Origin of the sequence: Neochlamydia sp. AcF65 (assembly GCF_018342435.1) — a bacterium.
Classification (GTDB): Bacteria; Chlamydiota; Chlamydiia; order Chlamydiales; family Parachlamydiaceae; genus Neochlamydia.
Window position 1 is genome coordinate 41,352 of the sequence record NZ_JAEMUE010000045.1, and the last position, 15,481, is coordinate 56,832.

Annotated in this window: 11 protein-coding genes and 1 pseudogene; 2 read left to right on the forward strand and 10 right to left on the reverse strand. The window is 38.4% G+C overall.

The annotated features are described in order from the left end of the window. The first annotated feature begins 525 nt into the window (after positions 1–525). Both NEOC65_RS05685 and NEOC65_RS05690 read left to right on the forward strand, forming a co-directional pair. On the forward strand, positions 526–2,364 hold the full coding sequence (locus NEOC65_RS05685) for a patatin-like phospholipase family protein (protein WP_213156020.1): 1,839 nt from the start codon (positions 526–528) through the stop codon (positions 2,362–2,364). A gap of 743 nt (positions 2,365–3,107) precedes the next feature. Beyond that, positions 3,108–4,046 (forward strand): ankyrin repeat domain-containing protein, encoded by a 939-nt coding sequence (locus NEOC65_RS05690; protein WP_213156021.1) that lies wholly within the window; start codon positions 3,108–3,110, stop codon positions 4,044–4,046. Positions 4,047–4,303: 257 nt separating this feature from the next. Here NEOC65_RS05690 and NEOC65_RS05695 read toward each other — a convergent pair whose 3' ends face one another. From NEOC65_RS05695 to NEOC65_RS05740, 10 genes and pseudogenes are all read right to left on the reverse strand, one after another. Continuing rightward, positions 4,304–4,894, reverse strand: coding sequence for a cob(I)yrinic acid a,c-diamide adenosyltransferase (locus NEOC65_RS05695; RefSeq protein WP_349305298.1), 591 nt, complete (start codon positions 4,892–4,894; stop codon positions 4,304–4,306). 11 nt (positions 4,895–4,905) lie between these two features. Next, positions 4,906–5,922: an HIT family protein gene (locus NEOC65_RS05700; protein WP_166155365.1), complete on the reverse strand. Its 1,017-nt coding sequence runs from the start codon at positions 5,920–5,922 to the stop codon at positions 4,906–4,908. Between the two features lie 219 nt (positions 5,923–6,141). Continuing rightward, positions 6,142–7,704: a transglutaminase family protein gene (locus NEOC65_RS05705; protein ID WP_249299083.1), complete on the reverse strand. Its 1,563-nt coding sequence runs from the start codon at positions 7,702–7,704 to the stop codon at positions 6,142–6,144. After that, entirely contained in the window at positions 7,705–9,306 is a 1,602-nt protein-coding gene (locus tag NEOC65_RS05710; RefSeq protein ID WP_213151714.1) for a 4-alpha-glucanotransferase, read from the reverse strand. Between the two features lie 189 nt (positions 9,307–9,495). Next, positions 9,496–9,969, reverse strand: coding sequence for a CesT family type III secretion system chaperone (locus NEOC65_RS05715; RefSeq protein WP_166155371.1), 474 nt, complete (start codon positions 9,967–9,969; stop codon positions 9,496–9,498). Positions 9,970–9,976: 7 nt separating this feature from the next. Continuing rightward, complete coding sequence (locus NEOC65_RS05720; protein WP_039384997.1) at positions 9,977–10,297, reverse strand: TyeA family type III secretion system gatekeeper subunit; 321 nt, start codon at positions 10,295–10,297, stop codon at positions 9,977–9,979. 21 nt (positions 10,298–10,318) lie between these two features. Then, positions 10,319–11,227, reverse strand: a complete 909-nt coding sequence (locus NEOC65_RS05725; RefSeq protein WP_213151696.1) for a hypothetical protein — start codon at positions 11,225–11,227, stop codon at positions 10,319–10,321. Positions 11,228–11,265: 38 nt separating this feature from the next. Further along, positions 11,266–13,446 (reverse strand): type III secretion system export apparatus subunit SctV, encoded by a 2,181-nt coding sequence (gene sctV, locus NEOC65_RS05730; RefSeq protein ID WP_166155375.1) that lies wholly within the window; start codon positions 13,444–13,446, stop codon positions 11,266–11,268. A 3-nt stretch (positions 13,447–13,449) separates the two neighbouring features. Next, the gene (gene sctU / locus NEOC65_RS05735; RefSeq protein WP_166155377.1) at positions 13,450–14,523 is read right to left on the reverse strand and encodes a type III secretion system export apparatus subunit SctU; all 1,074 of its coding nucleotides are present in this window, start codon (positions 14,521–14,523) and stop codon (positions 13,450–13,452) included. A 638-nt stretch (positions 14,524–15,161) separates the two neighbouring features. Next, positions 15,162–15,481, reverse strand: a pseudogene (locus NEOC65_RS05740) (hypothetical protein); the annotation flags it as partial.

Below are 15,481 nucleotides of genomic sequence, written 5' to 3' on the forward strand. Positions count from 1 at the left end.
GTATGTCTAAAGTATAGACTTTTAGTGCCTCCGGGCAGAGAAGAAAGAATAAGCAAAGACTTAAACTCTATCTAAATGAAAATGAAAGGAAGCTTTAAGAGTTATTAGGAGGCCCGGAAGGAGGCCATGACGGTAGAAAGCTTAATAAAAAGCTTCGCCGCTATCATAGAAAGTCACGAGACGAAACGGCGTCATATCGCTTCAAAAAGAGTTTTTAAGAAGATCCTTCTTCTGAGAGGTCATCCTAATTAACGCAATGGATGGACTGCATCCTAAGGCTTCGGCTAGAGGGTACCTTTTGGAATCCCTAATAGCTGAGGGGGTAGTATCTTAAATGGTATGACGTGAGCTAGCATAGTCTTTACCGTAAAGATAAGCTATTAGATTGTTTGCATGCCATCGCTTATTGCTTTTACAATTAATCACTTGCATAATAATTTATAGGGGTAAAAAAATTAGCTTTAAAAAAAACTTTTTGAGCAATATTATCAACTATTTGCATTTAATTAACAATAAGGCATTCCTATGATCAAAGAAAGTACAGATACAGCAACTACTCCTTATCAGGATAGACTTTACTCAAAAAGCATAGAAGACATAAAAGGCATATGCAGAGAAATCAATACAGCAAGGGATGGATCTACAAAATACGCATTAATATTAGAACGTTTTCAACAAGAAGTTGGCATTATTTCAAAGAGAGAAGAATTAATAAAGCTTCACGAGCGATTCCAAATAGTTAAGCAAAATGTACGGGGTGATATTAAAGCAGTGTTTAATTGTGCTTTATCTCTTGAGAATACCGAAAATATAATAAATAATTGTTGTACACGCGTTGATAACTTAAATAAAATTGTTGATATGTTAAATGCTATTCAAAATCGAATCCTTATGTGCAGCGATGACGTCGAACGCAAGCTAGCTCACTTAGATATGTCTACTACGAAAATTGAAAGAGAGGTTTCAAGCAATCTATTACCTATATATAAAAAGCTCATTAAAGAATGTAGAGAACTCTATACTAAGTGCTTTAAGAGTTATCGTTCAGAAGTGTTTTTTAGGGAACATCCTGGTCTTATAGCAATAAGACCGCCACATCCCATTCCTTCCTCTACGCCTTATGGTCCACAGGAGAGCAGCACATCATATGCAGGATATGAAAATAGGAAATCAATATATCCTATCCTTTCCCTAGATGGTGGAGGTATCCGAGGTATTATTCCTGCTACAATGCTAGTGGCAATTGAAGAGATAACAGGCAAGAGCATTGCAGAATTGTTTAAGTTAATTGGAGGAACATCAACAGGGGGAATTTTGGCCCTAGGACTGAGCAAGCCCCATGAACATATCTCAGGAAAGCCTCAATATACCGCTCAAAATCTATTAGACATGTATACAGGGGAATATGCTAAAATTTTTCAGCGCAATTCAAATTATTCTCCCCCGCCAGCAGAATTAGGATTGATGGAAAAAGTTAAGTGGTTCGTGAATAATATTGAAAGGATTTTGCATAATCCTAAGTATAAGGATCCCTCAGAATTTTTTGAGAAAAAATTAGGACAGAAGACTTTTTTATCTTCAGCATTGACTGAGGTGGTAGTTATAACTAATACTTCTGATGAAATCTTACGTAAAATTAAGAGCATAGGAGGAAATACGTTTTCTACAGGCTTTTCGTTAGTCTCACAATTGGTAAACGGACCCGAGCTTGAAATTACTTCCCATGATGATATTCCTACAACCGTACACCTTTATACCGGAAGGGGAATGAAAACTTTCTCCTATCGTTTAAACGATTTAAAAGCAAGAGATTTAACTAATTTACCGCATCTAATTTCACGCGTGAATAGTCTTAATTTTTCTATGTCTCATGTGGCCAGAGTAACGTCTGCTGTTCCGATCTATTTTCCTCCTGTTGTAGCAGAGTATAACGTAACGGAAAATGCCCAAAGGACAGAGGACTGGCTTATAGATGGTGGTGCTTTACAGAACAATCCTGCATTACCCTGTGTAGTTGAAGCCCTTGCGAATGGACACAAAAAAGAGGATTTATTTGTGCTATCTCTTGGAACCGGGGGAAAAGATAGTATGCTTCCTGGTGATTATAAGAATTTTGGAGACATATGGTCTCAAATGACTCAACCATATTTTGAAACACACAATATCGTGTCCTATATGATAGGGAGTAACAATTATCATCGTTTTCAGTATGAATTCGACAAGCCAGCTCCTCCTCTTGATGGCACGGATCCACAAACTATTCGTGAGCTTGAAGAATGTGGAAGGAAATTAGTTGAAGATAATCATGATAGCATTCTCGATATCTGTAAAGTATTAAGCCCTGAAAGTTTCCAGAATTATTAAAGCTTTAAGATAAAGTCCCAGCAAGGCTGTATTAGATTAAAAGATGGCCTTGTTGCGTAAATGATCTAATAGCTTGTCTGTTTAAGGTGTCGCATTATCTAGAAGCTAGCACTCTCTGCCCTTCGGGCATTCCAATAATCCGTAACATACAAGGAATGTCAAGCAGAACAGCCCACTATATCCTTGGAAGATGCATAGCGTTTAGGAAACCTATATGATACCTTGCAAGAGCTTTTTAAAGATAAGCATCGCATAGAAAAAGGACAAATCAGCCAGTCTACTTGGCAGCAGTATGGATATCTTAACTGGCGTTATATACAAGAAGAGTTGCAAGCGCTGTAGTGCTGGAGTAGCGCCAAAAAATTACGGAAGTTTTGCTACAAGCTTTTAAAGTAAACCAAATATTTCCCATTTTTCTGCTTATTTGAAACATCCTGCTATTCCTATAACTCATAATGTCGCTCAAGAATCTTTAAGAAATCTAGCCATTGCATGTGATTATGCCTAGGTAGCCAGCCTACCTATGGCAAAAGATAGAGGGAAGTGCTGCCTAGCTGTATCAAAATTCTTTATCGACAAGTAAAATCTATTCTAGATTTTCTAGCAGACGTTATCCATGCAGCTCGTACCAAGTAACCTATACCTTCTAATATCTAAAAAGCCTTTTATATCTTGTGATCGCTTATTATTGAACTACAACCCTCTTTTGTATTAGGAGAGCAGGAATTCAGGAGATTAACCTTATGCATCTAATAACAAATAATTCGGCTATTTCTGTATCTACTATTTTTCATGAAAGATACTCCCTGAAGGTAAGCTCATTTGAATCCTGGCCCAATGAATTGTTTCTTGCTATCTTCCGTTATCTAAGTGCTGAGGAAATGCGCCAGCTAAGGCTAGTGTGTAAAAAGTTTGCCCAGCTATCTACAGATGAGAGCCTTCCAATATTTATTGATGAAGAAAAAGACCCTAAGGTTTCCACCCTGCAGTGGTTTTGCCGCCAGGGGCAGCTCAAACGAGTCAAACAAATTATAGAAGCTAAAGATCCGTCGATACTTGATTCTTTCTTTAAGGAACAGCAAAATTTTTTAAGTGAAGCCGTGCGTTCTCGTCAGGAAGAATTAGTGCATTACCTTCTCTCCAAAGGAGCGGATGTACAAATAAGCGATTGCAACAGTAAAAGAGGCTCTACTCCTCTCCATCTAGCAACAAAGCGAGGTTTAATAGAGATTACGTCTCGCTTACTTGATGGTGGTGCAGATATGAATGCCATAGATAAGAAATGGAAAACTCCTCTCCATTATACTATCGGTAAGAAACGGTTTTATCCTGAAATTATTAAGCTTCTATTAGCAAAAGGGGCTGACCTTCATGTGGCTGGAACTCTTCCTTTTATATATCACGCTATAGAAGTGGGTAACTTCCTTGCTACTAAAAAACTGCTTAAGCTAGATAAAAAGCGCCAACAAGAGGGATACTCCTCACTGTTAGACCTTCCTTCAGATGTAAAAGATTTTGCCAAGCAAAAATGTAAATTTTTGCCCAATAAAAATTCTACCCCTGAAAGAAAGACTCGCTATGAAATCATGGTGTGTGTTAAGAAATATTTTAAGAATCTTCAAAAACTTGAGAAAAAAGCTTTAAAAAATGATATATATATTATTTCGAAAGACACCAAATAATACCTTTTTGGGGAAGCGATAGTTCAAAGCTATCAAGCGCTTCTTAAGACTGTATGAATGGATAAAACGTTTTGATTCATTGCAAAAAAAATATTGGGGAGTGGGATTAAGCACCTTTTTTATTTATATGTAATAGTGAAATAGAGGTTGCCTTGAAGGGAAAATTTATAAGCTGTGTAAGAGCTCTTTGCCATTAAATTTATTTAAACTTTAAAAAAAGAAGAAATAACCTCATTCTAGAGGTGATCTGTTTTCCTTTAGCTCTCCAGCAGGGAAGAATGTTTATGCATAGTCCAGAAGATCTCCGGTTGCTTACAAAGATGATTGGCATATCTAGAGCACACAAAGAGATAATCTGACAAGCGATTAAGATAAATGGCTACATTTTTTGAGATATCGGCGTTTCTGGTAAGAGGGATCACATCCCTTTCGGCGCGGCGACAAATGCTGCGTGCTAGATGCAAGAAAGCACCGGCAGGATGGCCGCCAGGGAGGATGAAAGTATGAAGTTGGGGGAGTTGCTCTTCCATTAGGTCAATCCATTTTTCTAACATCTCAATGCCTTCCTGATCAAAACGTGTGCGCTCAACTTTACTTGCTGAAGCCTGACCGAGGGGAGTAGCGATAGCGGCTCCCAGATCAAACAAAGTATGTTGAATGGTTTCTAGTTGCTTTTTGGTTAGCTGTAACTGTGGATCATGAGGTAATAGGGAAAGAGCCGTTCCAATCGCTGAATTGCATTCATCTACAGAGCCTAAAGCTTCGATGAAAGGATCATCTTTAAGGACACGCTGGCCAGAAAATAATGTGGTTTCACCCTTATCGCCAGTTTTAGTATAAATTTTAATCTTAGCCATAGCTATTCCTTAGTGTAATTACTATCATTTAAAGAGTTTAAAGCCTCTTTTACTTGTAGGCGATATTTATCAACAAGCTTTTTTAATTTTTTCTCATTAAGAGGAGAGGTGGGAAGAAGCATTTTTTGCAAGGCCATTAATTTTCCTACAAATTCATGGGTGCGATGCGGGGCAAAAATAAGGTGCTCATGCCAATGAGGTACAGTTTGTCCGGCATACTTTCCTGACTTATGAAAAATATAGACAATAGGATAACCTCTTTGCTTGTAATATAAAATAAGTTTAGAAGAAATCTCTTGAGCTTCTATATATTCTTCCAAGGTAAGTTCCATGAAATTTGTACGATGGGCTTTAGGAATAATTAAAAAATGAGGTTTTTCTTCGCCTATCCCTATGGGGGCATGATTGTAGAGTAGCTGAATATGCTTACCTTCGTAGAGGAGCTGCTTGGTAATAATCTCTGGCTGGCAAAAGGCATCGACGGGAGGGCAAAAGTTGTCTTCAGGGACAGGCCTATAACTTTTGGAAAAAAAAGGTAGATAATCTTGATATTTCCTTTTAATGGATTGACGTTCAGCTTTGGGAAGGCAGGGACTATCAAAGGTTAACTTTCCTAGCACTAAAAGCTGCTCAAATAAATTATAATTTTTTTTTGTATAAGGAATAATTTCCCAGAAAAAATTATCAGCATGCATGCGTGGAGGAATGGTAGCAACAATCATAAAATTATCGATAAATTCATTATCTTTCCATAATAGAGCTGTATTCTCTAGAAGATGATAGGATTCAGCATGCTGCCTTTTAGTCCATTGAGAGAGACTTTTCTCGGGAAATATAGATTCTACTATCAAAGAATTTGCTTGTAGGGGGCAAGAAGGTACGGCGATCTGAACCGTTTGGCTACGATAAATAGTATTCTGAGGATAATGGAGAAACTGCCTACGAGGAGCCAAGTAAAAAAATGCCAAACCGGTCAGGGTGAGTATCAATAGAAGGGTAAGGGAGATCTTTTTTATCATCAGCTATAGCCTCTTAAGATGTAGGTTACGACTTCAAATGTCATCCATTCTTAATTTATTATTTCTAATAAAAATGACTTTGACTCCTAGAAGTAAATGTAGGATGCTTTTTCTTCAGCTTGCTTTTACAAAGTAAGCCTAAAATTTTGCTCACTCATCTTTAAGCTATAAGGGTTGCTTTAACCCCTGCCTGCAAGCATGCATAGAGTTTTTTTCAATCTACTCCGCAAGAAATTCCGGGCATAAGTAGGCAATTTTATATCTAAGTTCTTTTAAAGCAAGTGGAAAATGAGTACGCCCATGTGCAATTTTTTCTGCTAGTTTTAGATGATCCCAGGCTTTATTATAATCCATTCTTTCTGCATAGAGTGCTGCCATGTAATAGTTGGTCGTAGGATCGAAGGGTTCAAGGGCATGATGTTTCTCTAATATTTCAAGAGCCTCTCCTTCGCGATGGAGTTGCAGCCATGTGATAGCTAAAGCGGCCATGCCGGCTCGAAACTGAGGATGTTTTTTTAGAGCTTGAGCCAGTCGGCTTTGCTTTTCGAGGATGGAGGCACGTGTTTCATCTACGCGCCTAAATATGGCTTTTATTCCTTCTGCATCTATTTTCCCTAAAAGATAATCTTCTGCTAGGGAACTGCCGCTAATCGTATAGGTAGGAATATAATTTTTAACTTCTTCTAACAAAGCCATTGCCTTTTCACGATTCCCCACAAATAAATAATTAAAGCCCAAGAGTTCTTTTAGCAAAATGTCGTGAGGTAAATAAGGGAGGGCTTTTAGGTAAATAGCTAAGGACTGATCATATTTTTCTTCCTGTAAAAATACAGAAGCTTGGTTGATATAAGCAAAGCCAATAACTTCTTTAAGATCGCGTAACTGCAGCTGGCATGTGTCGATGCTCAAATATTCCTCACTTTCAAGCTCAACTCCTCGTGCCGTTGTCTCAATGTTGATAACCTTGTCACCTTGATGATAACGGACATATATGTGGCCAGGCGGAGTGATCATCTCTAAGGGTAAACTAAGACGTTGGGCCAAGCTAAGGTAAAGAATAGAAACTCCTAAGCAGACTCCTTTTCTAGAATCAAGTACAGCGGGTAAAAAAGTATAAATATCTATATTTTTAGCATATAAAGAGTGAGGGGGAAAACGAAACTCCATTTCGGTAAACACAAAATGATTAATCGCTTTAATTATTTGTTCAGGAGTAGCATCTGTAGGAATTTGAGCTAATATTTGAAGAGCCATCAAATCTATCAGCGCTTCATAGCTATCAATTTGTAAAAGGGCTGCCGGCCCCCCACCTAGTTGCGATAAAAAAATCCCTCGTGCTAAATCAATCTCTTGGGAAGGTAAAGCAATCATATCTGCTTCTGAAGTGGCCTTATAGCCTTTTAGACTTCTATTGCCTAGTTGACTACAGAGCTTATTTATCACATTTAGTTCTGCCCCTGAAAGAGTAGGGAGCTCTTCATTAGGTTCTTTGTTAATTAAAGCAATGATCGCTTGAAGGATGGAATTTACATCAGGCAAGGAGGATAAAGAAACTATTTCATTACCACTGCTTTTATTAAGAAGTTGCCATGCCTCATGGCAAGCTTTTTTGCCTTCTATGCTTTGAGGATAAAGCTGATAGAAGGCAAGGTGCTCTGCAATCGAATGAGGATTTAAGCTACTATAGAGCGTTTTAATCTTAGCATGACTAGGCTCTCTTGCTTTCCCTAAAGATGGATAGAAAAAAATAAGAAAGATAAAGAAAATCAAGCGCATTTTCATTTAATTTTTTACTTTAACTAAGCTCTTCATGAGAGCTATTAATTCGCTGTTATGATAAATCTCTTCAAAACACAAGCGATAGCGATAGGTCCAATTGGTAGTGGAGTGTCCCGATGGATCATTAATGCGCTCATCGCTGAGCTCATCCCAGGTCATGTAGGGAAAAAGGGAAAAGTATTCATTGAGAAGATTAATATGAAAAAGGCTAGGAGAGCGATGGCTGTCTTTAAGGATGGCTAGATTTTTCTCAAATGATAAGGCAGGCTCATACTCCCACCCCTTGGCTTGGCATAGATAAAGGGCTTCCTCAGGATGATTTTTCCACCACTGCTTTAACGTTTCGGAATCATGGGTAGAAACTGTGGTCATGCTCTCTGGCGGATAAGCATGGATATCAATAAAGCTTTTATCTCCTTGCCAATCTCTTTCCCATCGCATAACTTTTGTGCCGCATATCCCTAAGCTTTTTAAGCATTCTCTTACCTTCACAGGGACAGCCCCTAAGTCTTCACCAATCGGTAGCATCGAGCAATTTTTTAGCATCATGGCAAGATTCTTTTTACCTAAAGGAACCCATTGTGTTTCATCCTCAGGAAAAAAATTTCCCTCAGCGCTAGCTTTACCTAAAGGGATGGCCCATATACGAAAAAAACCCACGACATGATCGATGCGAAAAATATCATATAAGCGACCGGCCACTTTTAAACGCTCTTGCCACCAGGTATAATGATCTTTTTCCATCTCCTCCCAATTGTAAAGAGGAAAGTGCCAATTTTGCCCTTCTTGGCTATAAATATCGGGGGGAGCCCCAGCATTTTGATCCATGATGAAAAGTTTACGATGAAGCCATACATCAGCGCTTTCTCGGCTAATGAGGATAGGGATATCGCCTTTTAATAAGATGTCCTTAGATCGAGCATACTTTCGTACTTCTTCAAATTGTTTGAAACAGAGATATTGTAGGAATATATGATAGGAAATTTGGGTTTCATATTTTTTTTGCAGCCGCTTTATTTCTGCTGAACAAGGATCTTGAAGTTCTGAAGGCCAGCTATCTAAAGGTTGCCAATTGCTAATTTTTTTTAATGCCTTAAAAAGAGCATAGCTCTGCAGCCAAGGATTTTCTTTAGTAAAATTTAGGTAGCCAGGAGATTGAGATTGATGCGCATACGTATATTGATAGTAGAGCTGCAAAAAGAGATCGCGTTTAATATGGAGGGTAGGGTAATCCACACGCTGTTTTTTTGTGAGCAATTGCAATTCAGCAAGTAGGCCTGTTAAATCTTTATAAGTTTCTACATCTGGAAGGGAAGAAAGACTTATATGTAGAGGATTTAAAGCAAAAGCTGAAATAGAGCTATAGGGACTAGGTTCAGGGCCCGTGTCATTGAGAGGAAGAAGCTGGATCAGATTAAAATTAACTTGATGGCACCAATCAATCACCCATTTTAAGTCATGAAATTCGCCTATGCCTCCACTAACTTGGGTATGTAAAGAGAATAGGGGAACATTAATGCCGTGGTGTGGTTTTATGCCCACTGCCTTCCAGCCGGGAGCTGAGGGAGTGGCCAAAAGCGAGTTACAAAGCTGGGGCGTTATCATTGTCATGCCTGCAGATTAATAGATAGTCTATATAAGAATAAATACAAAAAAAGGGCTAAAGCATCCTTAGCCATTGATTTTCAAAATAAGATAAGCAGCTTTATGCTTGTTTTTAGGCTTTCTTGGCCAAAAATCTCTCTAAAGAATAAAGACAGCTTAGCTGCCTGGCCTTAAGAAAATATGAGCCCATCAAGGCCGTATGCCAAAAAAGCTGCTACCTCCTCCTGGAGAAGTTAAGCTAGAAAAGCCGATGGTGGGAATCTCTCCGCGGTTAAGAGCTTCTTTCCAAAGAGTCACTTTTTCTGATAAATTCTGCATAATTGTATTGACTTGCTCACCGGAGATTTCATCAAAAGGTAACATATCAAACAAAAAAAACACTTGAGTTTTTTTACTAAAAGCAAATATGCCTTCATGAGCTTTATTTAGATGATTAAATTTAAGAGCTTCGCGAAAGATATTTTCACGAAAACGGCCGGCCGGCAATTCAAGGATTTCAAACGAAATGATCAGATAAGGCTGAGTGTTATGCTTCTGCAATACCACCTCATTGTTGCCTTTTAAAAGAAGGGTGATATTATTATTTCCTGTCGGTTCTAAATGCGAAAGTTCAATTTTCTCTCCAAGATCTTTCAGAAGCGATTCTAGATTATGAGAAGGCATTAAAACCTCATTCATTATTAGGGTTAATATGTAGCTGCTGTTCTTCTTCTTGTTTAATTAGCTCTTCTTCTAATTGATCTTCTAAGTCACTTAAAGCTTCCAGGATGGCACTAAACATTTCATCGCGATGCTGGACAGAGCGAAAAATATGATGAATAGAAACTTGCCTAACTGCATCACGCATCTGGTTAATCAAAGTAATCTTATCCTCTATTGTCTGTGCACCAGCTTTCACGGCTGCCTGGATAATCTTATCGGACGACAAAAATCTTTCTGCAGCCAGATATAAAAATTGCCTAGAAACTTCATGGGCAGTAAATTTTGCCATAATCAATCGTGGTTAAAAATTCTAGCTAGCTCTAGCGGCTTTTATAGGTTTGTTAGCGTTTCGAATTTCAAAATACCTGTCAACGCCCATGATAGCTTGCAATTTTTTTAAAAGAGCCATTGTATTTTTCATGTGGGCCACATCTTCTTTATCATCTAGCTTCTTCAGCTTATTTATTTCTATCCCACATTTTTTTAAAAGAAAAGACTCAATTTTTTTTAGATTTTTTCCATAGCCTTCATCTAACATTTTATAAATAGCTGTGGCTTCAATAGGATTTGACATCAAGTAATCTAATAATTTATTGAGATCCCCTCCTTGGACAATTTTTAAAGCCGCTTCTGTGGCTTCTTGTGTAGCCTTTTTGGCTTCCGTCTCGACCTTATGGGCTACTTCCTGTTCACGTTTATCAATGATTTCCTTGTTCAAATCTACTTGCGCAACCTGAAGAGTGTCTTTAAAATCCTCTAAGGCTACAGAGATAAGAAATTCTAAAGCTAAGCTAGCTTCAATGGGATTGGGATATTCTTTATGAATCATTTCCAAGATATCTTGCTTACTCATGCCATCTTTAAGCTTTTCAGTTAAGGCGAGTAAGCCTGCAGGAGGAAATTGAGGGTTTCTCTTGGAGAATTGTTGAGCCCCTTCCTCTAGCTCTTTAGGTGGCATTAACTTTTTCTGCGCTAATTTGGCTTCCTTAGCTTTTTTAACACTAGAAGTATGAGCTTTAATCTGACGATCTGAGCGGCGTAGCGCTGCTGCTAAGGGGTTTTTTTCCTCCGATTGTTGCTCTTGCAATTCTGCTTTCTGCTCAGAAGCGATAATAGCAGCTTTTGCTACCAATTTATCGGATGCTTGATCCTCTTTCATTCCCATCAAGATTTGTTTCAATCCATCAGGGTTCTGTAAATGTCCAAGATCTACGACCATAGTCTTACCTTCTTGTGAAACTTAACGTTAAAATTAGGCTATCCTATCTGTATTCTCCCTAAGGGTTGAAGACGAATATCAGAAACAATTTCTTGGTAGGAAACTACCGAGATATCAGAAAACTCCATCTCTACAAGCTTGCGAACGAATCGGCGAACGTCGATGGCTGTTAGGATAACGGGGGGTTGCCCTCCAGGAGGAGGAGGCGCCACGGTATTACGGATGCTTTGCAGAATCAATTGCACAGAATCAGGATCTAAAGCTAAATAGGAGCCAGCAGAAGTTTGTTTAATAGCCCCTCGCACCATATCTTCAATTTCAGGATCTAAAATATAAACCGAAAGAACAGATTGTCCTTGTGAATACTTAAAGCTAATGTAGCGTTTAAGGGAGGAACGTACATATTCAGTCAGCAAAACTGTATCTTTTTCTGTTTGAGCCCATTCACTTAAAGCTTCTAAAATTGTGCGTAAGTCTTTGATTGAAACTTGTTCTTGAATTAAACGTTTAAAGATATCGGTCATTTTCTGGAGGGGAATTAAACGGGTAACTTCTTTGACTAGATCAGGAAAAGATTTCTCTACAAACTCAATCATCGATTTTACTTCTTGAATGCCCACAAATTCATTAGCATAATGGCGAAAAAAGTAAGATACATGCAAAACCATCACCTCTAAGGCATTCCAATATTTGATACCCGCTTTATCTAAAAGCTCTTTGTTTTGTATACTTACCCATAAGGAAGGCATCCCTAAGGAGTTCTTATAGCTCACGTAAGGAAGGTTGTAGCGCTTAAGATTTTCTTCACTTTCGTTTGTTAGCACGCTGTTTTCTAAAGCTCTTCCTCGAATAATAGGAACTTCATTTAGGTGAATGGAATATTCATCAGATTCAAGGACAGGGGAGTCTGTACGTACGTGCACGCCAGGAAATCTCACACCCAGATCGGCATAGAGAGCTTGTCGCATCTTAGGAATCATTTGATCGACAAAGCTTTGTCCTTTTTGGGCTTTTTGGATCTCTCCACTTAAGTGTCTACCACATTCTAGAATCACAGGAAGGGTGAGAGCGTAATTATCAATGCCTCCACCTGCAATTACTTTATGGCCGGAAACAGAAGTGTCTATACTTGGGCTTGCTGCGGCTACTGAAGAAATAGTTCCCCCGCCTGCTGAAGTAAGGCCACCTGCTGCTTCTCTTTTCAACCTTGCCGCTGACATAAGAGAGTAGCCAATTAAACCCATGCCTGCAGAAAGGATTAAGAAGGGGGCGGCAGGAAATCCAGGCATAATGGCCATGCCCATTAAAAAGGCCGCAGCCAGCAACAGAGCCTTAGGCTGCTTTAAAATTTGCCCTGATATTTCAGCACCTAAGTTAGAATCGGAAGTTTCATTGGAAACACGTGTAGTAACCAAACCTGCAGTAATAGTAATCAATAAAGATGGAATTTGAGATACCAGACCATCACCAATCGATAAAACGCTATAGGTTTGGGCGGCATCCGCCATGGTCATTCCATTCATCGTATTACCGATAATAATTCCACCTATAATGTTTATGAGGGTAATTACAATGCCTGCGATCGCATCACCTTTCACAAATTTCATCGCACCATCCATCGCACCATATAGCTGGCTCTCTTTTTGGATGGCTAGGCGTTTTTCACGGGCTTGGTTTTGGTCTAAAATCCCTGCCCTCATATCAGCATCGATACTCATTTGCTTACCGGGCATCGCATCCAAAGTAAAACGTGCGGCTACCTCTGCCACCCGTTCGGCACCTTTAGTGATGACAATAAATTGGACCAAGGTAATGATAAGAAATATAACTCCTCCCACTACAAAGTTGCCGCCGACAACAAAATTACCGAAACCATAAATAATCTCGCCGGCATTAGCATGTAATAAAATTTGACGGGTAGAAGCAATATTTAATCCTAGCCGGTAGAGAGTCGTAATCAGCAGTAAAGAGGGAAAAATAGATAAATGCACAGCGCTAGGGATATACATCCCTACCATTAAGAGAGCCACTGAGATAGCTAAGTTAAAGGCAATTAAGTAATCAATGAGGTGAGGAGGCAGCTGAAGGATGATCATCATTAAAATACCAATGATCAAGCAAGCAAGAAAGACATCACTTGATCTTGAAATATTTTCAAGCGATCTTTCTCCTCCTAGGCGGGCAGTTATTCCGTCCAAAATTTTTCTAAAAAAGTTCATGTGTCACTTTTCCCCTATATAATCGTATTGAGCCTCGGTATTTAACGAGCTAACCCACCGTAGTATTTCTGCTAAGGCTTCATAGGTGTCTTCGGGAATGTACTGATAGATTTCCCCAGATTCCCAGAGTCGATGGGCTAATTTAATATTCCGTAAAACCGGAACTTCGTATTCTTCGGCAAGTTTAATAATTCTTTCTGCTAGTAAATCTTTACCCATTACTAAGATGTAAGGAGCTGCATCTATCTCTCGTTCGTATCCTATCGCTATAGCTAGGTGGGTAGGATTAGTGACAACTGCCTTGGCTTTTTTAACACCTGCTGCAGGTCCCTCTGAATAAGCAATTTCATGGGCAATTTGCTTTCGTTTACCTTTAATATGAGGATCTCCTTCCGAGTTTTTATACTCTTGCTTGACCTCAAATTTTTCCATTTTCATTTCTTTAGCAAACGTTTTCTTCTGATAGATAAAATCGGCTACCGCTATGATAATAAAAAATAAGCCTATTTTTGCTACTACTTCCATCAAAAAAGCATCAAAAACCAACAAAGCAGAGATCATCGGCATAGATACTGTTTTTATCAAAATGGGTAAGCTCTTCATCATGACCTGGTAGATTAAGTAGCTAGCAATAAATAACTTTAATGTTGATTTCAACAATTCAATTAAAGTCTTAAGCTTAAATTTTGCTTTTAAGTTTTGTATCGGATTAAATTTCTTGGGGTCAAACTTAAATACTTCTATAGCAAAAACCGGGCCAACGGTTAAAAAATTGACGATAACGCCGACTACACATACGATAGCCATCAGAGGAATGCTAGCTATAAAGATTACAATAGCAGATTGGTAATAGAGCTGAGGAATAGCCACATCCAGATTAGTGGTGGCTATCATGCGAAAAGTCCCTACCGTGAAATCTCCTAATTGCTGATAGAGGGTTGAACTTAATGCTACGGCTGCATAAACCGAGACAATAAAGGTAAAAGCAGAAGGAAGGTCTTGAGATTTAGCTACCTGACCCTTCTTTTTGGCATCCCTTAACTTTTTTGGTGTTGCTTCTTCAGTTTTTTCGCCCATAGCCACAGCCTTTGCTTAGAAATAAATTGGCAAAAATAAAGAAATTTTATTGGTGGCAACAAAATTTAAATATTTCTCAGTGCCTAAATGATGACAAAAAATTCTTTCACTTTACAAGTCTAGTATAATTCTTTTCTCTCTGAATGGTCAAGGAGTTTTGGAATGGCTTCCACCGTCTACAAAGTAAATTTTATTTTTTTTAATTTATCTAATGTTAACAGGAGGGATGTAAGCTTTTTAGGTGGAGGGCAATAGACTTAAGATAGAAATTAAATGCGTTAAAAAAGGAATTAAAGCTAAACTTCTAACCTATTCCAATTATAATCAGGATTCTTATTTATTTCAATTAGCTAGTAACTTGCTAATTGTGGAGGGCTTAGAGGTGATAGGCAAAAGGGTAGCAATAAGCTTGATTAAAGTGTGTAAAAATAAATTTCAAACTTTATAAGAAAAGTTTTAATAAAAAATAATAATTTTCTTAGCTTTTTTCTAAATCCTTAGATGGGCTTTATGATACCTTATTTAGGCTTAAAGATTAAAGCTTAGGAGTGCAATTATACTGATCTTTTAACATAAGGTCAATAAATCAGAAATGTGCTTCTGTTAAGGGGTGTAAACAAAAGTGTTGGCAATCTTTTTTAAGCCGCAGCTTTGTAAGAATTCCAGTAAGCTTCCCAATAACCATTTAATCTACCTATTCTTAAGCTTAGCATCGCATTAGCATTTTCTGTCTTCCACCAAGCTCCCGCTATCTTCAGCCTCTTTTGTACCACATGTCTATGACTACTTTCTATCTCGCCTGACCCAATCGGTAAGCCCTTATCTAAAGCGTTTTTATAATTCATCATATCCAGTCTTTTTTCCATATACCTATAGCATCTTACTAAGCCATTCTCCTGCTCAGGATGATCTAGCGCCTTGAACTTATTTTCAATCTCTTTGAAAACTTCTTGGCTTT

Excerpts from the sequence above, each read along its gene's own strand:
- NEOC65_RS05700 (WP_166155365.1), bottom strand. The coding sequence starts at position 5,922 with ATGATAAAAAAGATCTCCCTTACCCTTCTATTGATACTCACCCTGACC.
- NEOC65_RS05725 (WP_213151696.1), bottom strand. The coding sequence starts at position 11,227 with ATGGTCGTAGATCTTGGACATTTACAGAACCCTGATGGATTGAAACAA.
- NEOC65_RS05715 (WP_166155371.1), bottom strand. The coding sequence starts at position 9,969 with ATGCCTTCTCATAATCTAGAATCGCTTCTGAAAGATCTTGGAGAGAAA.
- NEOC65_RS05705 (WP_249299083.1), bottom strand. The coding sequence starts at position 7,704 with ATGAAAATGCGCTTGATTTTCTTTATCTTTCTTATTTTTTTCTATCCA.
- sctU (WP_166155377.1), bottom strand. The coding sequence starts at position 14,523 with ATGGGCGAAAAAACTGAAGAAGCAACACCAAAAAAGTTAAGGGATGCC.
- NEOC65_RS05720 (WP_039384997.1), bottom strand. The coding sequence starts at position 10,297 with ATGGCAAAATTTACTGCCCATGAAGTTTCTAGGCAATTTTTATATCTG.
- sctV (WP_166155375.1), bottom strand. The coding sequence starts at position 13,446 with ATGAACTTTTTTAGAAAAATTTTGGACGGAATAACTGCCCGCCTAGGA.
- NEOC65_RS05685 (WP_213156020.1), top strand. The coding sequence starts at position 526 with ATGATCAAAGAAAGTACAGATACAGCAACTACTCCTTATCAGGATAGA.
- NEOC65_RS05690 (WP_213156021.1), top strand. The coding sequence starts at position 3,108 with ATGCATCTAATAACAAATAATTCGGCTATTTCTGTATCTACTATTTTT.
- NEOC65_RS05710 (WP_213151714.1), bottom strand. The coding sequence starts at position 9,306 with ATGATAACGCCCCAGCTTTGTAACTCGCTTTTGGCCACTCCCTCAGCT.